This window comes from Streptomyces sp. NRRL F-5650, assembly GCF_000721365.1.
In the GTDB taxonomy this organism is placed as follows: Bacteria; Actinomycetota; Actinomycetes; order Streptomycetales; family Streptomycetaceae; genus Streptomyces; species Streptomyces ardesiacus.
The window spans coordinates 52003-73290 of sequence record NZ_JOGV01000034.1 but is presented as its reverse complement, the minus strand read 5'-3'; the positions used below and the strand labels follow the sequence as shown (position 1 = coordinate 73290).

Here is a 21288-nt window from a genome sequence, read left to right as displayed (position 1 = left end):
ACCGCACCATGCCCGTCAGACGACACCGCTCCAGCGCGCTCGCCGCCGCCGTGGCCACGGCCACCGCCGTCGGCGCGACCGCGCTCGCCGCGCTGGGCGGCGCCACCACCGCGGCGGCGGCCGAATCCCCGCTCTCCGGCTACGAGTTGACGTGGGGGATCAAGCAGTCGTACCGCACCTACGTCGGCATGTTCGGCGCCTTCACCGTGTCGGAGGGCGCCGGCCAGGCCGCCGGGAACGGCGCGTTCACCTTCACGAAGGGCACCGGGACGTACGACACCGCGACGCACACCGTCGGCCTCGCCTTCGAGGGCAGGCTCGTGAGCGCCTCCGCGGCGCACGGCTTCGAGATCACGCTGACCGACGTGCGGTTCGACAGCGCGGCGGGCGAGATCACCGCCGACGTGAGGAAGGTGGCCACCGTCGACGGCACGGCCACCACCACCGAGGGCGACGACGTGCCGCTCGCCACGGTCGACGTGACCCGCGACATGACGGACATGACGACCACCCTCACCGCCGAGGCGGGCGAGTACCTCGGCAACGCGGGCTACGCGGGCGCGGCCGGCGACCCGCTGACGGTGACCCGCACGACGCAGCCGAGCACGGAGCCCAGTACCGGGCCCGGTACGGAGCCCGGTACGGAGCCCAGCGCCGGGCCGACCACGCGGGAACCCTCTCCGGGCCCGTCCACCGGGCCAACGGACCCGGAGCCGGCCGATCCGGAGACCACCCCCGCCGCGTCGCCGGGCTCGCCGGACCCGAACCCGGACCCGGACCCGGACTCCGGCCCCGAACCGGCGACGAGCACCGGCGCGTCCCCCGCCCCTGCCCCGGCCAGGGGCGCGATAGCCGACGGCACCCTCGGCTGGGGCGTGAAGGAGTCCTTCCGTTCCTACGTCGTCGGGCCGATCGCCGACGGCGAGGTCACCGTCTCCGGCGGCGCCGTCCAGGCGGCGGGCAACGGCGCCTTCACCTTCAAGGACGCCACCGGCACCTACGACACGGACGCCGGAAAGCTCACCGCCGCCTTCAAGGGCGCCGTCAATTTCAAGGGCCACCGCTCGGGCGACACCTACGGCCTCGACCTGACCCTGAGCAACCTGAAGGCCACCCTCGACGGCGGCGCCGGCACCCTGAGCGCCGACGTGAACAGCCTCGGCGAGCAGACCAGGGGTGTGGTCCTGGCCGACCTGAAGGCCGGGTCCGGGGACCTGGAGGCCGACGGGGGCGTCATCACGGTCGACGGCATCGCCGCGACGCTCACCGGCGCCGGTGCCGAGGTGTTCGGCAACTACCCGGCCGGCACGGCACTCGACGCGGTCGACCTGTCGGTGGCGCTCACCGACGACGCCCGGCTGCCCTCCTCCGGCGGCTCGGGCACGGGCGGCGGCGCGGCCACCGGCGGCGCGGACGGCACCGGGGGCGCCGGTGGCACCGGTTCGGCCGTCGGCGGCACCGGCACGACCACCGGCGGCTCGATCGGCGGCGGCAGCCTCGCCACCACCGGCACCTCCCTGCCGGGCCCGGCCCTGGGCGCCGCGGCGGGCGCCGCGGTCGTGGTGGGCGCGGGCGCGGTGTACGCGACGCGCAGGCGGCGGACCCGGGCGCGGTCCGCCGGGTGACGCCGGGACGGCGGAGGGGAGGAGCGCGCCGGGCGCGGTGCGCCGCGGGGTGAGCGGTGCCGGTCACTGAGCGGCGGACCGCCGGGGCTGTGGCCACCGGGTCGCGAAGAACGGTGCCCCGCCGGTCCGTCCGCCGGACCTCGCCCTCGCCGGGACCGCGCTTGCGTCCGTTCCCGGCGCCGACCGTCGCCGACGTGTGCCGGCGTCACCCCCCTCGCACGGTGTGACGGGACGCGCCGGCCGGCCGCGGCCTCGGCCGTCGACGACGAAGGCATGGCTCTCGCTTCTACGGTTGCCGTCATGCAACTCGATCTGAATCTGCTCACCGCCCTGGACGCCCTGCTGGAGGAGGGCAGCGTGGCCGGGGCCGCGGCCCGGCTCCACGTCACCGCACCGGCGATGAGCCGCTCGCTGGGCCGCATCCGCAAAGCCACCGGGGACCAGATCCTGGTCCGCACCGGACGCCACATGACCCCCACCGCCCGGGCGCTGGCCATGCGCACCGAGGTCCACGCCCTGGTGCAGCAGGCCCACCAACTGCTGTCCGCCCGCACGGAAGTCGACCTGGCCGCCCTGGACCAGGTGTTCACCGTGCGCTGGCACGACGCCCTCATCACCACCTGCGGCGCGCCCCTCGTCGCCGCGGTGCACCGCCAGGCCCCCGGGGTGCGGCTGCGCCTCACGGCCGAACCCGGCGACGACACCCCGGAACTGCGCCGCGGCGACGTCGACCTCGCGTCCAGTGCCGGCCCGCCGTCCCTGCCCGACGTCCGCCACCGCCTCGTCGGCCGCGACCGACTCGTCCTCGCCGTCCGGCCGGGTCACCCGCTCACCGAGCAGCCGGTGACCGCCGAGAGGTACGCGGCGGCCGAGCACGTCACCGTCTCCCGGCGCGGAAGCCTGCGCGACCCGGTCGACGACGCCCTGGCCGCCCTCGGCCACGAGCGCCGCGTCATCGCCTCCGCCCCCACCACGGCCACCGCACTGCAACTCGCCCGCGACGCCGGCCTCGTGGTCACCCTCCCCGACGCGGCCACCCGCTCCCCCCGCCACCGGCTCGGCCTGATCACCCTCGGCCTGCCGCTCGAACTGCCCGACGTGCCCCTCCATCTGCTGTGGCACCAGCGCCACGACAACGACCCTGCCCACACCTGGCTGCGCAACCTGGCGGCACAGACCCTCCAGGCCCTGTTCGCCACCCCGCCCACCCCTGACCAGCAGGGTCTCCAGTTGCACGAGAATCATCCCAGCACTGCCTGACATGCATTTGAAGTCAATGGTGAGGACTTCTACCGTCGAGGTGCGGGCGCCAGGCACACACCGTTTCGCCCGGTCCGCCCGATCACCCCGCCTCAGATGGGAGCACCACCATGTCCGCGTCGACGCAGTCCACCGGAACAGCGGCAACCACCGTCCCCGCGTCCGACACCGACCTGCTCGCCCAGACCGCGAGCGCCGTGCGCGAGGCCGGTTCGGTGCTGCGGGAGCGCTTCACGGGCGTGGTCCGCCACCAGAGCCGCGAGGAACTGATGGGCGCGCTCGCCGCCAACGACGACGCGGCCCTCGGCATCCTGCGCCCCGCCCTCACGCGCCTTCGCCCGGACGCCGGCTGGGTGGAGGAAGAACTGGACGGCGGGGCCCTGCCGGCCGGCGAATGGTGGGTGGTGGACCCGGCCGAGGGCAACGTCAACCACCTGCACGGCCTGCCGGAATGGGCGGTGACCGCCACGCTCGTGCGCGACAACCGGCCGGTGCTCACCGCGGTCCACCTGCCGTTGACCGGCGAGACCTGCACCGCACTCACCGGCGCCGGCGCCCACCTCGACGGCCGCCCGCTGCGCGTGTCCCGGACCGCCGATCTCGGTCTGGGCCTCGTGGCCACCAGCCAGGCCCGGCCGGACGAGGACGAGAACGTCGTACGGCGCATCGGCTCCTCCATCACCGCGATGCTCTTCGACGCCCTCGTGGTGCGGACATCCGTGCCCGCCACCCTGCACCTGCTCGACGTGGCCGCCGGCCGGATCGACGCCTTCTGGCAGTTCGCCGGCGCCCGCGCGGACCTGCTCCCCGGGGCGCTCCTCGTCACCGAGGCCGGCGGACGGGTCTCCGACGCCGAGGGCCGCCCCTGGACCCCGCGGAGCGGGAGTTTCCTGGCCGCCGCTCCCGGCGTCCACGCCGCAGCCGTCACCACGCTCTCCCGCTGACGCCCGCCCGCACCCGCAGCCACGGAAGGAACCCCATCAGCATGACCACGATCGCAGTACTCGGAAAAGGCCGCGTCGGCGGCAACCTCGCCCGGGCCCTCACGCGGGCGGGACACGAGGTGACCGTGGCGGACCGCACGCCGGGCGCCGCCGCCGACGCCGCCCGGACCGCGCCGGTCGTCATCAACGCCACCCCGGGCGCCGGCTCGATCGAGCGGCTCTCCGCGCTGCGTGCGGAACTGCGGGGCAAGATCCTCGTCGACGTCTCCAACGCCACCGTCGACGGACCGGACGGACTGCCCGCCCGCCTGATCCACCCCGGCTCGAGCCTGGCCGAGCAACTTCAGGAAGCGCTCCCCGAAACGCGCGTCGTCAAGACGCTCAACACCATGCTCTTCCCGGTGATGACCGCCCCCGCCTCGCTCACCCAGTCGCCGACCGCCTTCCTCTCCGGACAGGACCCGCAGGCCAAGCAGACGGTCCGTCAACTGCTCGCCGACCTCGGCTGGCGGCAGGAGTGGATCACGGACCTCGGCGGGATCGAGACGGCGCGGGCCACGGAGGCCGCCGTCCTGTTCGTCCCCCACGTGATGCGCTCCAGCGGATTCGCGCCCTTCGCCGTCTCGATCACCCGCTGAGGGCCGCCGCGGCCTCGGAGGAAACCGCGGGCCGGGCCCCGCGCCGCTCCGGCCGCCCGCCCCTGGTGCTTGAATGCCCTGGTGACCGACTACGACGTGCTCCGCGTCTTCTGCGCGCCGAACGGCGGATACGGCAACGAACTGGGCGTCGTCCGCGACGGTTCCGTACTGCCGGAGCCCGGGCGGCGCCAGGAGCTGGCCGCGCAACTCGGCTTCAGCGAAACCGTGTTCGTCGACGACCCGGAGCGCGGCGTCGTCGACATCTACACGCCCACCCTGCGCCTGCCCTTCGCCGGGCACCCCTGCGTCGGCACCGCCTGGCTGCTCGACGTGCCCGAACTCGTCACGGGGGCCGGGGTGGTGGGCGCCCGGCTCGACGGGGAGTTCACCTGGATCGAGGCCCGCCCGGAGTGGGCGCCGCCGCGCACCCTGCGCCAGTACGCCACCGTTGCCGAGGTCGACGGCCTCGCCGTGCCCCCGAAGGGCGAGTGGATCTACGCCTGGGCGTGGGAGGACGAGGCGGCGGGTCGGGTGCGGGCGCGCGCCTTCCCCGGGCGCGACGACGGGATCGACGAGGACGAGGCGACCGGCGCTGCGGCGCTCCTGCTGACCGCACGGCTGGGCCGCGCCCTCAACATCACGCAGGGGGCCGGTTCGCAGATCCTCACGGCGCCGCAGCCCGAGGGCTGGGTCGAGATCGGCGGACGGGTGCGCCTGGAGCGGTGACTCAGGCGGAGAGCGGGAACTCCTCGCCCAGCGCCCGGAAGACCGCCGTGTTGAGGGCGAAGGCGCGCTTGCACTCGGCGACGACCCGCTGCTTCTCCAGGTCGTCCGCGCGGATGCCGTCCAGCAGGTCGCGGTACTCCCGCTTGAACGCGGCCGGGTTCGCGATCTCCTCGAAGACGTAGAACCGGACTCCGTCGCCCTTCCTGGCGAAGCCCCACGTCCGCTCGGCCTTGTCGCGGATGATCTGCCCGCCCGACAGGTCGCCGAGGTAGCGCGTGTAGTGGTGCGCGACGTATCCCGCCGGCCACTGCTCGGCGCACTCGCGCACCCGGGCCGCGTACGCCTCGGTCGCGGGCAGGGCGGTCAGTCCCGTGCGCCAGCCGGGGCCGCGCAGGTGCGCCAGGTCCCGCTCCAGGGAGGCCAGCCGCATCAGCTCCGGGCGGACGAACGGCCCGGCCACCGGGTCCGCCGCCAGACGGCCGGTGCCGGTCTCCAGGGCCTCGTAGACGAACCAGAGCTGCTCGGTGTAGCGCGCGTAGGCGTCGACGCCGAGCCGCCCGCCCAGCAGGTCGCTCATGAACGTCGAGGTCTCCGCCTCCACGTGCTGCTCGTGGGAGGCGGTGCGGATGAGCGTCGAGAAGGAGTCCATGGGCGTGATTTTCTATGGTTAGGCTTACCTAAGTCAATAGGTTTGCCGACGGGCTGTCGGTAAAAGCGTACCCATCGGCACGCGAAAAGGCCCGCCCTCCGGGGAGAGCGGGCCGTTCCGGGGCGTGGCGCGTGCGGGCGCGGGTCAGGGCAGCGTGAGGATGTCGGCCCCGGAGTCCGTCACCACCAGCGTGTGCTCGAACTGCGCCGTGCGCCTGCGGTCCTTCGTCACGACCGTCCAGCCGTCGTCCCACATGTCGTACTCGTGGGTCCCCAGCGTCAGCATCGGCTCGATGGTGAAGGTCATCCCGGGCTGCATGACGGTCGTCGCGTGCGGGCTGTCGTAGTGCGGGACGATGAGCCCCGAGTGGAACGACGTGTTGATGCCGTGCCCGGTGAAGTCCCGCACCACCCCGTACCCGAACCGCTTCGCGTACGACTCGATGACCCGGCCGATGATGTTGATCTGCCGGCCCGGCTTGACCGCCTTGATCGCGCGGGCCAGCGACTCCCGGGTCCGCTCGACCAGCAGCCGGCTCTCCTCGTCCACGTCGCCGACCAGATAGGTCGCGTTGTTGTCGCCGTGCACCCCGCCGATGTACGCCGTCACGTCCAGGTTCACGATGTCGCCGTCGCGCAGCACCGTGGAGTCGGGGATGCCGTGGCAGATCACCTCGTTGACCGAGCTGCACAGGGACTTGGGGTAGCCCCGGTAGCCGAGCGTCGACGGGTAGGCGCCGTGGTCGCACATGTACTCGTGCGCCACCCGGTCCAGTTCGTCCGTCGTCACACCGGGCGCGATGTGCTTCGCGGCCTCCTCCATCGCCCGCGCGGCGATCCGCCCGGCCACGCGCATCGCCTCGACCGTCTCGGGCGTCTGCACCTCCGGACCGGTGTACGGCGTCGGCGCGGGCTTGCCGACGTACTCGGGCCTGCGGATGTTTCCGGGCACGGAACGGGTGGGAGACAGCTCCCCTGGTACGAGCAGCGACTGGCCAGACATGGAGCGAGTCTAACCAGCGCGCATGGGGGAACATGTCGGTGGCGAGAGGAGCTGCCCATGGCCCTGTTCAAGAAGCGCACGGTCGGCAAACCGGGCGAGTGGTACTACTGCCTGGAGCACCGGAAGGTCGAGGAGGGCCCGGACTGCCCGGGCAAGGACCGCTTCGGGCCGTACGCCTCCCGCACCGAGGCCGAGCACGCGATGCAGACCGCCCGCGAGCGCAACCTCGAGTGGGAGAACGACCCCAGGTGGCACGACGCCCCGGCCGCGGGAAGCGCCGACGGCGACGCCGGCCGGGACGGCTGACCAGCCGCTCGCGGCGCCGACCGCGCGCTTCCCGCGCAGCCGTACCGCGTGCTCGTCCGTCCGCGCGCCGGACGTCGTCACCAGCCCGAGGGCGGTGGGGCCGTCAGGTGGTCGGCCAGGCGGGACAGGCGGTCCCGGAAGCGGCGGCGGCCCCGGGGCGGGGGCACCGCGTTCTCCCCGGCGGACGCGCTGACCAGGTGCTGCACCGTGTCCAGGTCGAGTTCCGCGCCGTCCGGGACGGTCAGCGTCTCGTGTGCCATCGCCGTCAGCTCCCGCTCGCCCGGCTCCCGGTCGGTGCCCAGCGCCAGCACCGTCGCCCCGGCCCGGCGGGCGTCGTGCACCCGCTCCAGGAGCCCCGCGCCCGGATCGTCGGGCGTGACCACCAGCAGCGTCTCGCCGCGCCGCGCCGCCGCCAGCCGGCCGAGACCCACCGCGAGGTGCGCCGGGTCCGAGGGACGCGCGTCGTGCCGCACCAGCGTGGGCGCCAGCTCCGGCGTTCCCGACCAGGCGGCCTCGTCCACCAGGTGCGCCGCCAGGTGCCAGGGCTCGTACCCGGGGGTCCCCACCAGCAGCAGACCGCCCCCGTGCGGCACCACCGACCCGCGCAGCGCCCCCGCGAAGGCCCGGGTGGCCCCCAGCCACTCGGTCCCGGCGAGCACTTCCCGCAGCAGCGCGACCCGTACGGCGTCCATGGGGCCGCATCCTGCCGCAACCCCCCGCGCCGGGTCCGGCGTTCGCCCCGGATTCACCCGGCCGGGGACGCCTCCGCCGGGCGGGGCCCGGTACCCCGGGGCAGGCCGGCACGGACGTAGGGTCGCCCCATGACCTCTACCGACAGTGCTGCACACAAGGCCCCCGCCAAGGACCCCTGGGACCTGCCCGACGTGTCCGGGCTGGTCGTCGGCGTGCTCGGCGGCACCGGGCCCCAGGGCAAGGGCCTGGCGTACCGCCTCGCGCGGGCCGGCCAGAAGGTGATCGTCGGCTCCCGCGCCGCCGAGCGCGCCGCGGCCGCCGCCGAGGAGATCGGACACGGCGTCGAGGGCGCCGACAACGCCGAGACCGCCCGCCGCAGCGACGTCGTGATCGTCGCCGTGCCGTGGGACGGCCACGCCGAGACCCTCGAAGCCCTGCGCGGGGAACTCTCCGGCAAGCTCGTCGTCGACTGCGTCAACCCGCTGGGCTTCGACAAGAAGGGCGCCTACGCCCTCAAGCCCGAGGAGGGCAGCGCCGCCGAGCAGGCCGCCGCCCTGCTGCCGGACAGCCGGGTCGCCGCCGCCTTCCACCACCTCTCCGCGGTCCTCCTCCAGGACCCGGAGATCGACGAGATCGACACCGACGTGATGGTGCTCGGCGAGCAGCGCGCCGACGTCGAGATCGTGCAGGCCCTCGCCGGCCGCATCGCCGGCATGCGCGGCGTCTTCGCCGGAAGACTGCGCAACGCCCACCAGGTCGAGTCCCTGGTCGCCAACCTGATCTCCGTCAACCGCCGCTACAAGGCCCACGCCGGGCTCCGCGTGACCGACGTATGAGCCGATGGGGGACACTGGTGGGCACCAGTGTCCCCCCGACAGGAGCCCCCGCCATGCCCCGCCTCGCCCTCTACGCCCTGATCGTCTGCGTACTCGCCGTGGCCGCCGCCGTCGTCTCCTTCGTGCAGGGCAGCGTGCTGATCGGCGTCGTGTGGGTGCTGCTGTCGGGCCTGTCGTCCAACATGTGCTGGTACTACGCCAAGCGCGGCCGGGACGCCCGCCGCGCCTCCGCCGCCTCCTGACCGGCGTCAGCCGCCCGGCGTGCACAGCGGGTCGGTCTGCCAGAAGCGGTACAGCTCGAAGCCGCAGTAGGTGTCGACGTCGCCGATCCCCAGGCTCCGCAGGAGCGCGTCCACCGCGTCGAAGAACACGCCGTTCACGGCCGGGATCCACAGCAGCGCGAACACGATCAGCAGCCCGAACGGGGCGAGCGGCTCCACCTGCCGCCGCACGTTGTACGACAGCCAGGGCTCGATCACGCCGTAGCCGTCCAGGCCCGGCACCGGCAGGAAGTTCAGGATCGCGGCCGTGACCTGGAGCAGCGCCAGGAACGCCAGCGCGAGCCGGAAGTCGCGCGGTACGCCGGCCAGCGCGTCCAGCCAGAACGGCGCCGTGCACACGACGGCGAACAGCACGTTCGTCAGCGGACCCGCCGCCGAGACGAGACTGTGCCGCCAGCGCCCCCTGATCCGCCCGCGCTCGATGAAGACGGCGCCGCCGGGCAGCCCGATCCCGCCCATGATCACGAAGAGGACGGGCAGCACGATGCTCAGCAGGGCGTGCGTGTACTTGACCGGGTTGAGCGTGAGGTAGCCCTTGGCGCCGACCGAGATGTCGCCGCTGTGCAGCGCGGTGCGGGCGTGCGCGTACTCGTGCAGGCACAGCGACACGACCCACGCGGCCGTCACGAACAGGAACACCGCCAGCCCCGGCTGCTCGGCGAACCCGGTCCAGGTGGCCCACCCGGTGACCGCGGCGACGGCGACGATCCCGAGGAAGACGGGGCTGATCCGCCGGTCGCTGGGGCGGGCGGTGGCGGTGGTCATGGAACTCCCTGACTGTCGGGCAGGCGGGCGGGCGTCCGCGGGGCGCGGGACTGCCCGACCGTACCGGGCGCACGGGGAGAACGTCCCGGGGAAGGCGCTCGTTCCGGGCGGGGGGAGCACGCGGCCGGGGGTGTCGTCCGGGTCGGGCCGGCTCCGGGCGACGGTGCCCTGTGGACCGGCCCGAGCGGGTCTGGCGCGTGCGGCGGCACGGGGGAGGAGGGCGACAGGGCGGGGCCCCGGCAACCGGCGTCAACGCCGCGGACGCGCGTGCCGGACCCCGCGACCCCGGCATGATCCAACGGCACCCCCCGGGGGCCCGGCCACGCCGTGCGGCCAAAACCCCGTGACCGGCTCCGACGGCAACGGGGACAATGGGGCCGTGCGCTATCGCATCCTCGGCACCACACAGGCACTCCGCCCCGACGGCACGGCCGTCCCGCTCGGCGGGGCGCGGCTGCGCGCCCTGCTGACCGTGCTCGCCCTGCGGGCCGGCCGCGCCGTCCCGGCCGGGCTGCTGGTGGAGGAGGTGTGGGACGGGGACCCGCCCGCCGACGCGACGGGCGCCCTGCAGGCGCTGGTCGGGCGGCTGCGCCGCGCGCTGGGTGCGGAGGCGGTCGCCTCGGCCGAGGGCGGGTACCGGCTCGACGCCGCCCCGGACGACGTCGACCTGTACCGCTTCGACCGGCTCGCGGGCGAGGGCGCCCGCGCCCTCGCCGACGGCGACCCCGCCAAGGCGGCCGTCGTGCTCGACGACGCCCTCGCGCTGTGGCGCGGCCCCGTCGTCGCCGACCTGCCCGGCCGCACCGCGGAGGCGGCCCGCTGGGAGACCCGGCACCTCGACGCCCTGCGCGCCCGCCACACCGCCGCCCTGGAGCTGGGGGAGGCCGAGCGCGCCCTGCCCGAGCTGACCGCCCTGTGCGACGCCCATCCCCTGGACGAGCCCCTCCAGGCCCTGCGGCTGCGCGCGCTGCGCGACACCGGCCGCACGGCCGAGGCCCTGGCCGCCTACGAGGCGATACGCCACCACCTCACCGACCAGCTCGGCACGGACCCGGGCCCGGACCTGCGGGCCCTGCACGCGGAGGTGCTGGACCTCACCGTGCCTGCGGCGCCCACGGACGGCCGGGCGCCCGCCGAGCCGGCCGCTCCCGCCCCGCCCGAGCCGCCTCGTGCCGTACCGCCCCGCCCCCGGGGCAACCTCAGGGCCCGGCTCACCTCCTTCGTCGGGCGGGACGACGACGTGGAGGCGCTGCGGGCCGACCTGGCGGCCACGCGGCTCGTCACGCTCCTCGGGCCCGGCGGCGCCGGCAAGACGCGGCTGTCGCAGGAGGCCGCCGAGGGGGTCGGGGACACCGCGCCCGACGGCGTGTGGCTGGCCGAGCTGGCGCCCGTCGACGACCCCGCCGACGTACCGGAGGCCGTCCTGACCGCCGTCGGCGCCCGCGAGACCGTGCTCTACCGCGCCGGCGCCGAGGAGATGCGGGCCGTCACCGCCTCGGAGGGACAGGACACCGCCGTCGAGCGGCTCGTCGAGCACTGCGGCCGGCGCCGCATGCTGATCGTGCTCGACAACTGCGAGCACGTCGTCGAGGCCGCCGCCCGCCTCACCGAGGAGCTGCTGGCCCGCTGCCCCCACCTCACCGTCCTCGCCACCAGCCGCGAACCCCTCGGCGTACCGGGGGAGTCGCTGCGCCCCGTGGAGCCGCTGCCCGAGCCCGCCGCGCTGCGGCTGCTCGCCGACCGGGGCGCCGCCGCCCGCCCCGGCTTCCGCGTCGACGCCGACGAGGCGACCGCCGCCGCCTGTGCCGAGATCTGCCGCCGCCTCGACGGACTGCCGCTGGCCATCGAACTGGCCGCCGCCCGGCTCCGCATGCTCACCCCGCGCCAGATCGCCGACCGCCTCGACGACCGCTTCCGCCTGCTCACCTCCGGCAGCCGCACCGTCCTGCCCCGCCAGCAGACGCTGCGCGCGGTCGTCGACTGGTCCTGGGAACTGCTCGACGCCGACGAGCGCGACGTACTGGGGCGGCTGTCGGTCTTCGCGGGCGGCTGCGACCTCGCCGCCGCCGAGGCCGTGTGCGGACCCGCCGCGCTGGACGCCCTCGGTTCCCTCGTCGACAAGTCCCTCGTCGTCGCCGCGCCCGTGACCGACCGGAGCAACGGCGACGGCATGCGCTACCGGCTCCTGGAGACCGTCGCCGAGTACGCCGGCGAGCGTCTCGACGAGGCGGGCGCCCGCCCCGCCGCCGCCCGCGCCCACCTCACGTACTACCGCGAACTCGCCCGCACCACCGACCCGTTGCTGCGCGGCCCGCGGCAACTCGCCGCCATCGAACGGCTGGAGCGCGAGTACGAGAACCTGCGCACCGCCCTGCGCCACGCCGTCGCCGAACGCGACGAGCAGGAGGCGCTGTGCCTGGCGCTGTCCCTGTCCTGGTACTGGCAGATGCGCGACCTGCGGGTCGAGGCCCGGAACTGGCTCGTCGAGGTCATGGCGCTCGGACCGGACCCCTTCACGGATCCCGTCACCCCCGCCCGCCCGGTGTGGGAGCGCTGCACCTCCGCCCCGCCCCCGATGACCGGCGAGGTCCTCGCCGAGGCCCGGCGCGGGGTGCACCTGGGCCACCTGGCCTGCATGGACACCGAACTGGACGCGTGGCAGAACCCGGCGGCCCAGCGCAAGCTGCGCATCATCGGGGACACGTACGAGCCGGGAATGCCCCAGACCTGCTCCAGCCCCGGCCTGCTCTGGTTCTACGCCGTCATGCTCACCGGAAACCTGACCCGGCTCCGCGAGATCATGGACGCCACGGTGCGCACCTGCCGCGAGACCCCCGGCTTCGAGTGGGAACTGGCCAACGCCCTGCAGATGCGCGCCAACATGCTCGCCAACCGCACGAACTGGGCGGGCGACGCGGCCCGCGACGCCGACGAGTCGCTGGAGATCTACGGCCGCCTCGGCGACGCCTGGGGCATGGCCGAGGCACTCTCCGGGCGCGCCGAGGCCCACGAGCGCATCGGCGCGTACGAACGCGCCGCCGACGACTACCGGGCCGCCGCCCGGCACGCCGAACGGCTCGGCGCCCGCGCCCAGGTGGAGATCCTCGACGCCCGCCTCGGCAGCGTGCTCCTGGAGGCGGGCGACGCCGAACAGGGCGAGCGCATCCTGCGCGACGTCATCGAGCGCACGCGCGGCACGGGCCACAACGGCGCGATGCCCGCGGCCCGCCTGTTCCTCGCCGGCCGACTCGGCATGACCGGGCGGACCGCCGAGGCGGGCGAACAACTGCGGCTGCTGCGCGAGGAGTTCTCCACCGCCCACTTCGTGGTCTTCGACGCCTTCATCCTCGCCGCGGAGGCTTGGATCGACACCCTGGAGGGCCGGCACGAGGAGTGCCTGACCAAGGCCCGCCAGGCGCTGGCGCGGGCCGAGGACCCGCTCTCCGCGGCCGTCGCCCCGCACATGCGCTCCGCCTACCTGGCCATCGCCGCGATGGCGATGGCCCGCCTGGACGGCGGGCGCCCGGCCGCGGACGGCGCCCGGTGCATGGGCGCCGCGGAGGCGATGCTGCCGCCGGGGCACGTGGCGACGGGCATGGAGCGGGACGCGCGCGAGCGGGCCGCCGGACGGCTGCGCGAGGTGCTCGGCCCCGAGGCGTACGACGCCGCGTACGCCGAGGGCGGCCGGCTCTCCGCGGAGGAGGCCGTCGCCCTCGTCTGACCCGTACGGCGTCCGCGTCGCGCTCAGGTCTTGGTGCGGAACTTGTGGATGGCGACCGGCGCCATCACCGCGGTGATCGCCACCGACCAGCCGAGCGTGATCCACAGGTCGTGCGCGACCGGGCCGCCCACCATCAGCCCGCGCGCCGCGTCGGCGAGCGTGGACAGCGGGTTGTAGTCGGTGAAGGCCTGCAGCCAGCCCGGCATCGACTGCGTCGGCGCGAAGATCGACGAGCCGAACTGCAGCGGGAACAGCACCAGGAAGCCCATGGCCTGCACGGACTGGGCGTTCTTCAGGACCACGCCCAGGGTGATGAACACCCACATGATGGACGAGGCGAACACCGCCGACAGGCCCACCGCGGCGAACAGCCCGGCCCAGCGGTCGATGTCGAAGCCGACCAGGACGGCGACGATCATCAGCACGGTCGTCGCGAACAGCATCCGCAGCATCTCCACCGCGATCTTCGCGAACAGCACCGAGCCGCGCCCGATCGGCAGCGACCGGAAGCGGTCCATGACGCCGGAGTTGAAGTCCTGGCTGAAGCCGGTGCCGACGCCCTGGGACAGGGTCATGCTCATCATCGCGATCATGCCGGGGATCACGTACTGGACGTAGCCGTCCTGTCCGCCGCCCAGGGCCTGGCCGATGGAGCCGCCGAAGACGTACACGAACAGCAGGGTGAAGACGACCGGCATCAGCAGCGCGTCGAACATCGACTCCGGGTCCTGCCGGATCCACAGCAGGTTGCGGCGGACCAGGGCGCCGGTGTGCCGCACGTGCGCGCGCAGCGAGATCCGCCCGTCGGGTTCGAGGGCGGGGGCGGGTGCGGTCGGGGTGGCGGTGGCGGCGCTCATACGGCGACCTCCTCGCGGGCGTCGTCGGGGGCGGGCGCGGGGTCCTGCGGGGCACTGGCACGGTGGCCGGTGAGGGACAGGAACACCTCGTCCAGGCTGGGCAGTTCGGTGGTGACGGCGGAGACGGTGATGCCGCGCGCGGTCACCGCGCCGACGACGGCCGTCAGTTGCTCGTCGCTGAGGATCGGCACCAGGACGGCACCGCGCTCGGTGTCCACCGTGGTGCGGGCGAGTCCGGTGATGCCGAGTTCGTCCAGGTAGGCGGCGAGCGGGCGGAGCTGGAGCGGGTCGGCCGGGCGGACCCGCAGGGTACGGCCGCCGACCTTGGCCTTCAGCTCCTCGATGCCGCCGTTCGCGATGACCTTGCCGCGGTCCACGACGGTCAGCTCGGAGGCGAGCTGCTCGGCCTCCTCCATGTACTGCGTGGTGAGCAGCACGGTCACGCCGTCGCCGACCATGCGCTTGACCTCGTCCCACACCTCGTTGCGGGTGCGCGGGTCCAGACCCGTGGTGGGCTCGTCCAGGTACAGCACCGCCGGGCGCCCGATCATGGAGGCGGCCAGGTCGAGCCGGCGCCGCATGCCGCCGGAGTACGTGGACGCGGGCCGTTTGGCGGCCTCGGTGAGCGAGAACCGCTCCAGGAGCTCGTCGGCGCGGGCGCGGGCGTCCCGGCGGGGCAGGTCGAGCAGCCGGCCGATCATGTACAGGTTCTCCCGGCCGGGGAGCTTCTCGTCCACGGAGGCGTACTGCCCGGTCAGCCCGATGACCCGGCGCAGTTGCCGCGGCTGGCGTACGACGTCGTAGCCGGCGACGAGGGCCTGGCCGGAGTCGGGGGTGATGAGGGTGGACAGGATGCGCACGAGGGTGGTCTTGCCGGCGCCGTTCGGTCCGAGCACGCCCATCACGGTGCCCTCGCGCACGTCCAGGTCGACGCCGTCCAGCGCCTTGGTCTCGCCGTAGTGCTTGACCAGCCCCCGCACGGTGACCGCGCTGTCCGCGGCCCGGGGGATGTCGTCGATTCGCTTCATGCCCCAGACGATGGCAGGAGCCACCGACAAACCGCCGACAGTGCGCCGACAGCCGCCCGGCGCCACCGACATCCCGCCGACAGCGCCCCGCCGTCCGCGCCGCAAGGGCCGGGGCGGACGGCGAGGAGGCCCGGAGAAACCGCCGGCCCCCGCCGACGGGGGAAGATCGGCGGGGGCCGGGGTCGTACCGCGGTGGTCTGCTAGTGGACGGAGTGCTCGTCGGCGGGGAAGGTCCCGCCGACGACGTCCTCGGCGTACGCCTTCGCCGCGTCGCCCATGACCTTGCGCAGGTCGGCGTACTGCTTGACGAACTTCGGCACCCGGCCGCCGGTCAGCCCGAGCATGTCGGTCCACACCAGTACCTGGGCGTCCGTGTCCGGGCCCGCGCCGATCCCGACCGTCGGGATGTGCAGCGTCCGGGTCACCTCGGCGGCCAGCTCGGCCGGCACCAGCTCCAGGACGACCGCGAAGGCGCCGGCGTCCTGCACCGCCTTGGCGTCGCGCAGCAACTGCTGGGCCGCCTCCTCGCCGCGGCCCTGCACCCGGTAGCCCATGGCGTTGACGGACTGCGGGGTGAGGCCGATGTGCGCCATCACGGGGATGCCGGACTCCACCAGCAGCTCGATCTGCCGGTGCGAGCGCTCGCCGCCCTCCAGCTTGACCGCCCCGACCCCGGCCTCCTTGACCAGCCGGGTCGCCGAGCGCAGCGCCTGCACCGGGCCCTCCTGGTAGGAACCGAAGGGCAGGTCGCCCACGATCAGGGCGCGGCTGGTGCCCCGTACGACCGCGGCCGAGAGCATCGTCATCTCGTCCAGCGTGACCGGCACGGTGGTCTCGTAGCCGAGGTGGCAGTTGCCCGCGGAGTCGCCGACGAGCATCACGGGGATGCCGGACTCGTCGAAGACCGAGGCGGTCATCGCGTCGTACGCGGTGAGCATGGGCCACTTCTCGCCGCGCTCCTTGGCGGCGGTGATGTCCCGGACGGTGATTCGGCGGTTGGTCTTGCCGCCGTACAGCGCCCTGTTCCCCTCGGCGGGCTTGGGCTGCGGCGTCTGGGCAGCCGGAAGCTGCGTCATGGCACGGCTCCTTCATGTCATCTCGAGGCGCCCTGACGGCGTCCCCGGATCCCTTCCATGGTGGCACCCGGAGCGGGCCGGCGGCTAGTGGGGCCCTCGTCACGCGGCAGGCCGGGCCCACGGGGCGAAATGTGCCCGTTCTGTCACAGAAGGGCACCTCCGGGCGCCGGGAGGAACTCCCCGGAGCGGCCCGTTCGTCCTCGTGCCCGTACGGCCGTCGAGGGACGGCGGGATCGGAACCGATCATCCCCTATGGTGCTGAGTCACAGGGGCGACGGTGTGCACGGCAGGCAGTGAGGCGACGGTATGGCGCAGCAGGCGTACATGACGGATACGGACAGCGGCGACTCGGGCCCCGAGCGCCGCGGGACCCGGATTCGGCGCCTGCTCGGCCGGGTGGTCGGCGGCTGGCGCGGCGACCGCCGGATCTGGCGCCGGGGCCTGGTCACCGCCGTCGTCGCGATCCTCCTGGCCGCGGTCATGGCGGCCCACTCGCGCATCCCCAACACCATCGGCAACCTCGGCAGCCTCACGGAGACCTTCCTGCCGTGGTTCGGCCTGCTGGTCCCCGTCCTGCTGGTGATCGCCCTGGTGCGCAAGTCGGCGACGGCGCTGATCGCGCTGGTGCTGCCGGTGAGCGTGTGGCTCCACCTCTTCGGCGGTCTGCTCTTCGACAAGACCGGCTCCGGCGGCGACCTCACCGTGGCCACGCACAACGTCAACGCCGACAACGCCGACCCGGCGGGCACCGCCCGCGCCGTCGCCGCGGCCGGCGCCGACGTACTGGCCCTGGAGGAGCTGAAGGCGTCCGCCGTGCCGACGTACGAGAAGGCGCTGGAGGAGAAGTACCCCCACCACGCGGTCGTCGGCACTGTCGGGCTGTGGAGCAAGTACCCGATCAGCGCGGTGCGGCCGGTCGACATCGAGATGGGCTGGAAGCGCGCGATGCGCGCCACCGTCACCACCCCGTCCGGGCAGATCGCCGTCTACGTCGCCCACCTGCCCTCCGTACGGGTGAAGCTGGAGGCCGGGTTCACCGCGCGGCAGCGGGACCGGAGCGCCGAGGCCCTCGGTGCGGCCATCTCCCACGAGAAGCTGCCCCGCAAGATCCTCCTCGGCGACCTGAACGGCACGATGAACGACCGCTCGCTCACCGCCATCACCGCGCAACTGCGGTCCCCGCAGGGTGCCGTGGGCGACGGCTTCGGCTTCAGTTGGCCCGCGTCCTTCCCGATGGCCCGCATCGACCAGATCCTGGTCACCGGCGTCGAACCCACGACGAGCTGGACCCTCCCGGCGACCGGCAGCGACCACCTTCCGATCGCCGCGCGTGTGAAGGTCGACACAACGGACTCCTGAAATTCGCCTGCGGAATACCCGCCCTGAGAGTCTTTGTTCCGTACGGGAACATACAGTCGTCCCCCTCACCCGTACGCACTCCGCTCTCGAAAGGCGAGACCCTTCATGCCCCTGGCCCTGCTCGCCCTCGCCGTGGGCGCCTTCGGCATCGGCACCACCGAGTTCGTGATGATGGGCCTGCTGCCCGACGTCGCGGACGACCTGGGTATCTCCGTCCCCACCGCCGGTCACCTCGTTTCCGCCTACGCGATCGGCGTCGTCGTCGGCGCCCCGCTGCTCGCCGCGGCGACGACCCGGATGTCCCGCCGCACGGTCCTCATCGGCCTGATGGCACTCTTCGTCCTCGGCAACGCCCTGTCGGCCGTCGCACCCGGCGAGGTCTCCCTGCTGGCCGCCCGCTTCGTCAGCGGACTGCCGCACGGCGCCTTCTTCGGCGTCGGCGCGGTCGTCGCCACCGGCATGGTCGCGCCGGAACGCCGGGCCCGCTCCGTCTCCCTGATGTTCCTCGGCCTCACCGTCGCCAACATCGTCGGCGTCCCCGCCGCCACCGCCATGGGCCAGCACCTCGGCTGGCGGGCCACCTTCCTCGGCGTGAGCGCGATCGGCGTGGCGGCGATGGCGGCGCTGGCCGTCCTCGTCCCGCGCGACCACGCCCCCGCCCCCACGGCCGGCCTGCGCGGCGAACTGGCCGCCCTGCGCTCCCTGCCCGTCTGGCTGGCGCTGGGCACGACGGTCGCGGGCTTCGGCGCGCTCTTCGCCGCGTACAGCTACATCACCCCGATGCTCACCGACGCCGCCGGGTTCGCCGAGACCAGCGTGACGCTGCTGCTCGCCCTCTTCGGCGTCGGCGCCACCGCGGGCAACCTGCTGGGCGGACGCCTGGCCGACCACTCCCTGCGCGGCACGCTCTTCGGGGGCCTGGTCTCCCTCGTCGTGGTGCTGGGGCTGTTCCCCCTGCTGATGCGCACGCCGGTCACGGCGGCCGCGTCGGTGGCCCTGCTCGGCATGGCCGCCTTCGTCACCGGGTCCCCGCTCCAGTTGATGGTGATGGAGAAGGCCGCGGCCGCCCCCTCCCTCGCCTCTTCCGCCAACCAGGCCGCCTTCAACCTGGCCAACGCCGGCGGCGCCTGGATCGGCGGCCTCGCCCTGGCCGCCGGATTCGGGGCCACCTCCCCGGCGACGGCGGGCGCCGCCCTCGCGGTCCTGGGCCTCGCGGTCGCGGGCACGGCATGGGCGGTGGACCGCCGCCGCGCCTCCCTCGCCCCGGCACCCGTCCGCGAGCGCGTGGTCGCGGGTCACGTGCCGGAGGAGACGGAGGCGGTACGGCGGTGACGCGCCGGTACGCGGTTGACGCGCCGGTGCGGGGGTGACCCGGGTGCGGGGCGTGCGGGCGATGCTCGGTGCCCGGCACGGGTCTGTCGCCCGGCACCCGCCCACGGCCGTTCCCGAGGCGTCCGGCTATCGGGTCGCCGCCGGGCGCCCGCGCTCGGCGCGAGGGTGTTGTGACCGGTGGCGAACACCGCGTGCAGGGTGTCCCGGCCCCCACCCTCCGCCAGGTCGAACCCCTCGTACCGGCCTTGCCCTGACAGCACGTCCGGGTGACGGGGTGACCGCATCCCGTCACACAGCGTCGCCGTTCCCTCTACCGTGTCGCACGTCGCGATACGACGCGTGGGACGGAGGGGTGCGGATGTCGGTGAACGGCGAGGCGGACGAGCCGGGTTGGGAGGTCGACCCGGACGACGAGTGGGGCGTGGCCGTCCTCACCACCGTGGGGAGGCAGTTGAGGCTGCGCCGCGAGGCGGTGGGCCTGCGGGCGGGCGACTTCGGGGTGGCCGTCGGCTACGGGGAGGACCTCGTCTACAAGGTGGAGGGCGGGAAACGGATCCCCCGGCGCGAGTACCTGGAGAAGGCCGACCAGGTGCTGCGGGCGGGCGGCCTCATCGCCGCGGCCTGGGAGGACGTGAAGAAGGTCCGGTACCCCAAACAGGTGCGGGACCTGGCGAAGCTGGAGTCGCGGGCCGTCGAGTCGCTTTCCTACGGCAGCTACAGCCTGCACGGGCTTCTCCAGACCGAGGAGTACGCGCGGGCACTGCTGGGCCGGCGGCGACCGGCCCTCACCGACGACGAGGTGGAGAGCGCTGTCGCCGCACGGATGGGCCGCAAGGCGATGCTCGAACGGGACCCGGCGCCGGAACTCAGTTTTGTCCAGGAGGAGGCGACCCTCAGGCGGCCGGTGGGAGGCATGATGGTTCTGCGGCGCCAGCTCGAACACCTGCTGGAAGTGCAGCAGTTGCGGCACGTGGAGATCCAGGTGATGCCGACGTCCCGCGGTGACCATCCGGGAGGTGGGCGGATGCAGGTGCTCAAGTTCGACGACGGCACCGCGGTCGGCCGCGCCGACGACGAGTTCGGCGGTCGGCCGGTCACGGACCCCCGGCAGTTGCGCATCCTCGAACTGCGTTATGGCAGTATCCGGGCCGAGGCGCTGCCCGTCAGGGAGTCGGTGGCCTTCATCCAACAACTGCTGGGGGAGACATGACCGGTAAGGACACATCCGTACACCTCGCCGACCTGGCATGGTTCAAGAGCAGCTACAGCGACACCAGCAACCCCAGCGACTGCGTCGAGGTGGCGAGAACGCCCGCCACCGTCCACATCCGCGACTCCAAGCGCCCGGACGGCCCCCGCCTCGCCGTCGGCCCGGCGACGTGGACGAGGTTCGTGGCCGGGACGCTCGCGGAATGACGGACCGTGCCTCCCGCCCCGCCGGCGGCATACCCGCCGAGATCGGTCACTACCGGCTGGAGCGGCTGCTGGGCGAGGGCGGGATGGGCCGCGTCTACCTCGGACGTACGCCCGCCGGGAGCGCCGTGGCCGTCAAGGTCGTCCACCGGGCGTACGCCGCCGACCCGGAGTTCCGCAGGCGGTTCGCGCTGGAGGTCGCGGCGGCCCGGCGCGTGCAGGGTCTCTACACCGTGCCCGTCGTCGCGGCGGACCTGGACGCCGACGAGCCCTGGCTGGCCACGGCCTACGCCCCCGGGCCCTCCCTCCAGCAGGCCGTCGGCGAACGGGGACCGCTGCCCGCCGCCGAGGTGCTCGCGCTGACGGCCGGAGTCGCCGAGGCGCTGGAGGCGATCCACGCCGCCGGAGTGATCCACCGCGACCTGAAGCCCTCCAACATCGTCCTCACCTCGGACGGGCCCAAGGTCATCGACTTCGGCATCGCCCGCGCCGCGGACGTCACCGCCCTGACCGCCACGGGGATGCGCGCGGGGACCCCCGCCTACATGGCACCCGAGTACATCCGGGGGCAGGAGGTCACCGAGGCCGGTGACGTCTTCGCGCTCGGCCTCGTCGCCCACTTCGCCGCCACCGGACGGCTCGCGTTCGGCGGCGGCAGTGACCACGGCGTGGCGTACCGGATCCTCGAAGCGGCCCCCGACCTCGACGGCTGTCCCGAGTCCGTGCGCGGCGTCGTGGCGCTCTGCCTGGAGAAGGACCCGGCCCGGCGGCCGACGC

Annotated in this window: 20 protein-coding genes and 1 pseudogene; 14 read left to right on the top strand and 7 right to left on the bottom strand. The window is 74.1% G+C overall.

The genetic code is table 11. From position 1 onward, the window contains the following. The first annotated feature begins 8 nt into the window (after window positions 1-8). From IG88_RS0126655 to IG88_RS0126635, 5 genes are all read left to right on the top strand, one after another. Entirely contained in the window at window positions 9-1625 is a 1617-nt protein-coding gene (locus IG88_RS0126655; protein WP_031046246.1) for an HtaA domain-containing protein, read from the top strand. 300 nt (window positions 1626-1925) lie between these two features. After that, window positions 1926-2885, top strand: a complete 960-nt coding sequence (locus IG88_RS0126650; protein ID WP_030403988.1) for a LysR family transcriptional regulator — start codon at window positions 1926-1928, stop codon at window positions 2883-2885. Between the two features lie 110 nt (window positions 2886-2995). Beyond that, window positions 2996-3829 carry an inositol monophosphatase family protein gene (locus tag IG88_RS0126645; RefSeq protein ID WP_031046242.1) on the top strand — a complete coding sequence of 278 codons (834 nt, stop codon included), beginning with the start codon at window positions 2996-2998 and terminating at the stop codon, window positions 3827-3829. 41 nt (window positions 3830-3870) lie between these two features. Continuing rightward, window positions 3871-4467, top strand: coding sequence for an NADPH-dependent F420 reductase (locus tag IG88_RS0126640; RefSeq protein WP_031046239.1), 597 nt, complete (start codon window positions 3871-3873; stop codon window positions 4465-4467). 81 nt (window positions 4468-4548) lie between these two features. Next, window positions 4549-5193, top strand: coding sequence for a PhzF family phenazine biosynthesis protein (locus IG88_RS0126635; protein ID WP_031046237.1), 645 nt, complete (start codon window positions 4549-4551; stop codon window positions 5191-5193). A gap of 1 nt (window position 5194) precedes the next feature. Here the strand turns inward: IG88_RS0126635 and IG88_RS0126630 are convergent, their stop codons facing one another. Both IG88_RS0126630 and map read right to left on the bottom strand, forming a co-directional pair. Continuing rightward, entirely contained in the window at window positions 5195-5842 is a 648-nt protein-coding gene (locus IG88_RS0126630; protein WP_031046234.1) for a heme oxygenase (biliverdin-producing), read from the bottom strand. Window positions 5843-5986: 144 nt separating this feature from the next. Beyond that, on the bottom strand, window positions 5987-6844 hold the full coding sequence (gene map, locus IG88_RS0126625) for a type I methionyl aminopeptidase (RefSeq protein ID WP_030403983.1): 858 nt from the start codon (window positions 6842-6844) through the stop codon (window positions 5987-5989). 57 nt (window positions 6845-6901) lie between these two features. On the opposite strand from map, the gene IG88_RS0126620 reads away from it, so the two are divergent. Then, window positions 6902-7150 carry a hypothetical protein gene (locus IG88_RS0126620; protein ID WP_031046229.1) on the top strand — a complete coding sequence of 83 codons (249 nt, stop codon included), beginning with the start codon at window positions 6902-6904 and terminating at the stop codon, window positions 7148-7150. A gap of 77 nt (window positions 7151-7227) precedes the next feature. On the opposite strand, the gene IG88_RS0126615 is transcribed toward IG88_RS0126620, so the two are convergent. Then, on the bottom strand, window positions 7228-7842 hold the full coding sequence (locus IG88_RS0126615; protein ID WP_031046226.1) for a hypothetical protein: 615 nt from the start codon (window positions 7840-7842) through the stop codon (window positions 7228-7230). Window positions 7843-7971: 129 nt separating this feature from the next. Between IG88_RS0126615 and npdG the strand changes: the two genes are divergently transcribed. Together npdG and IG88_RS0126605 are read left to right on the top strand one after the other, a co-directional pair. Then, on the top strand, window positions 7972-8679 hold the full coding sequence (gene npdG, locus IG88_RS0126610; protein WP_031046223.1) for an NADPH-dependent F420 reductase: 708 nt from the start codon (window positions 7972-7974) through the stop codon (window positions 8677-8679). A 53-nt stretch (window positions 8680-8732) separates the two neighbouring features. Next, complete coding sequence (locus tag IG88_RS0126605; protein ID WP_031046220.1) at window positions 8733-8921, top strand: hypothetical protein; 189 nt, start codon at window positions 8733-8735, stop codon at window positions 8919-8921. A gap of 6 nt (window positions 8922-8927) precedes the next feature. On the opposite strand, the gene IG88_RS0126600 is transcribed toward IG88_RS0126605, so the two are convergent. Next, on the bottom strand, window positions 8928-9725 hold the full coding sequence (locus IG88_RS0126600) for a site-2 protease family protein (protein WP_031046217.1): 798 nt from the start codon (window positions 9723-9725) through the stop codon (window positions 8928-8930). A 379-nt stretch (window positions 9726-10104) separates the two neighbouring features. Between IG88_RS0126600 and IG88_RS0126595 the strand changes: the two genes are divergently transcribed. Beyond that, window positions 10105-13446 carry an AfsR/SARP family transcriptional regulator gene (locus tag IG88_RS0126595; protein ID WP_031046214.1) on the top strand — a complete coding sequence of 1114 codons (3342 nt, stop codon included), beginning with the start codon at window positions 10105-10107 and terminating at the stop codon, window positions 13444-13446. Between the two features lie 23 nt (window positions 13447-13469). Here IG88_RS0126595 and IG88_RS0126590 read toward each other — a convergent pair whose 3' ends face one another. The 3 genes from IG88_RS0126590 to panB all read right to left on the bottom strand — a co-directional run bounded on the left by IG88_RS0126590 (window position 13470) and on the right by panB (window position 16407). Next, complete coding sequence (locus IG88_RS0126590; RefSeq protein WP_031046212.1) at window positions 13470-14303, bottom strand: ABC transporter permease; 834 nt, start codon at window positions 14301-14303, stop codon at window positions 13470-13472. Further along, entirely contained in the window at window positions 14300-15331 is a 1032-nt protein-coding gene (locus IG88_RS0126585; RefSeq protein ID WP_031046210.1) for an ATP-binding cassette domain-containing protein, read from the bottom strand. Before IG88_RS0126585 ends, IG88_RS0126590 begins: the two co-directional genes overlap by 4 nt. Before the next feature lie 200 nt (window positions 15332-15531). After that, on the bottom strand, window positions 15532-16407 hold the full coding sequence (panB, locus tag IG88_RS0126580; protein ID WP_031046206.1) for a 3-methyl-2-oxobutanoate hydroxymethyltransferase: 876 nt from the start codon (window positions 16405-16407) through the stop codon (window positions 15532-15534). A 306-nt stretch (window positions 16408-16713) separates the two neighbouring features. Here panB and IG88_RS0126575 point away from each other — a divergent pair, with 306 nt between their 5' ends. The 5 genes and pseudogenes from IG88_RS0126575 to IG88_RS44495 form a co-directional block, all read left to right on the top strand. Then, complete coding sequence (locus IG88_RS0126575; protein WP_031046204.1) at window positions 16714-17766, top strand: endonuclease/exonuclease/phosphatase family protein; 1053 nt, start codon at window positions 16714-16716, stop codon at window positions 17764-17766. 105 nt (window positions 17767-17871) lie between these two features. Then, window positions 17872-19098 (top strand): MFS transporter, encoded by a 1227-nt coding sequence (locus IG88_RS0126570; protein ID WP_031046201.1) that lies wholly within the window; start codon window positions 17872-17874, stop codon window positions 19096-19098. A gap of 358 nt (window positions 19099-19456) precedes the next feature. Continuing rightward, the gene (locus tag IG88_RS0126565) at window positions 19457-20308 is read left to right on the top strand and encodes a helix-turn-helix domain-containing protein (protein ID WP_031046198.1); all 852 of its coding nucleotides are present in this window, start codon (window positions 19457-19459) and stop codon (window positions 20306-20308) included. After that, window positions 20305-20514: a DUF397 domain-containing protein gene (locus IG88_RS0126560; RefSeq protein ID WP_031046196.1), complete on the top strand. Its 210-nt coding sequence runs from the start codon at window positions 20305-20307 to the stop codon at window positions 20512-20514. The genes IG88_RS0126565 and IG88_RS0126560 overlap by 4 nt, the downstream gene beginning before the upstream one ends. Further along, window positions 20511-21242, top strand: a pseudogene (locus tag IG88_RS44495) (serine/threonine-protein kinase); the annotation flags it as partial. The gene IG88_RS0126560 and the pseudogene IG88_RS44495, both read left to right, overlap by 4 nt. Window positions 21243-21288 lie beyond the last annotated feature (46 nt).

What these genes read in the sequence shown, in the direction of transcription:
- IG88_RS0126585 (WP_031046210.1), bottom strand. Translation starts at nt 15,331, where the DNA reads ATGAAGCGAATCGACGACATCCCCCGGGCCGCGGACAGCGCGGTCACC.
- IG88_RS0126620 (WP_031046229.1), top strand. Translation starts at nt 6,902, where the DNA reads ATGGCCCTGTTCAAGAAGCGCACGGTCGGCAAACCGGGCGAGTGGTAC.
- IG88_RS0126605 (WP_031046220.1), top strand. Translation starts at nt 8,733, where the DNA reads ATGCCCCGCCTCGCCCTCTACGCCCTGATCGTCTGCGTACTCGCCGTG.
- IG88_RS0126615 (WP_031046226.1), bottom strand. Translation starts at nt 7,842, where the DNA reads ATGGACGCCGTACGGGTCGCGCTGCTGCGGGAAGTGCTCGCCGGGACC.
- IG88_RS0126565 (WP_031046198.1), top strand. Translation starts at nt 19,457, where the DNA reads ATGTCGGTGAACGGCGAGGCGGACGAGCCGGGTTGGGAGGTCGACCCG.
- IG88_RS0126640 (WP_031046239.1), top strand. Translation starts at nt 3,871, where the DNA reads ATGACCACGATCGCAGTACTCGGAAAAGGCCGCGTCGGCGGCAACCTC.
- panB (WP_031046206.1), bottom strand. Translation starts at nt 16,407, where the DNA reads ATGACGCAGCTTCCGGCTGCCCAGACGCCGCAGCCCAAGCCCGCCGAG.
- npdG (WP_031046223.1), top strand. Translation starts at nt 7,972, where the DNA reads ATGACCTCTACCGACAGTGCTGCACACAAGGCCCCCGCCAAGGACCCC.
- IG88_RS0126655 (WP_031046246.1), top strand. Translation starts at nt 9, where the DNA reads ATGCCCGTCAGACGACACCGCTCCAGCGCGCTCGCCGCCGCCGTGGCC.
- IG88_RS0126600 (WP_031046217.1), bottom strand. Translation starts at nt 9,725, where the DNA reads ATGACCACCGCCACCGCCCGCCCCAGCGACCGGCGGATCAGCCCCGTC.
- map (WP_030403983.1), bottom strand. Translation starts at nt 6,844, where the DNA reads ATGTCTGGCCAGTCGCTGCTCGTACCAGGGGAGCTGTCTCCCACCCGT.
- IG88_RS0126575 (WP_031046204.1), top strand. Translation starts at nt 16,714, where the DNA reads ATGGCGCAGCAGGCGTACATGACGGATACGGACAGCGGCGACTCGGGC.
- IG88_RS0126560 (WP_031046196.1), top strand. Translation starts at nt 20,305, where the DNA reads ATGACCGGTAAGGACACATCCGTACACCTCGCCGACCTGGCATGGTTC.
- IG88_RS0126645 (WP_031046242.1), top strand. Translation starts at nt 2,996, where the DNA reads ATGTCCGCGTCGACGCAGTCCACCGGAACAGCGGCAACCACCGTCCCC.
- IG88_RS0126630 (WP_031046234.1), bottom strand. Translation starts at nt 5,842, where the DNA reads ATGGACTCCTTCTCGACGCTCATCCGCACCGCCTCCCACGAGCAGCAC.
- IG88_RS0126570 (WP_031046201.1), top strand. Translation starts at nt 17,872, where the DNA reads ATGCCCCTGGCCCTGCTCGCCCTCGCCGTGGGCGCCTTCGGCATCGGC.
- IG88_RS0126590 (WP_031046212.1), bottom strand. Translation starts at nt 14,303, where the DNA reads ATGAGCGCCGCCACCGCCACCCCGACCGCACCCGCCCCCGCCCTCGAA.
- IG88_RS0126650 (WP_030403988.1), top strand. Translation starts at nt 1,926, where the DNA reads ATGCAACTCGATCTGAATCTGCTCACCGCCCTGGACGCCCTGCTGGAG.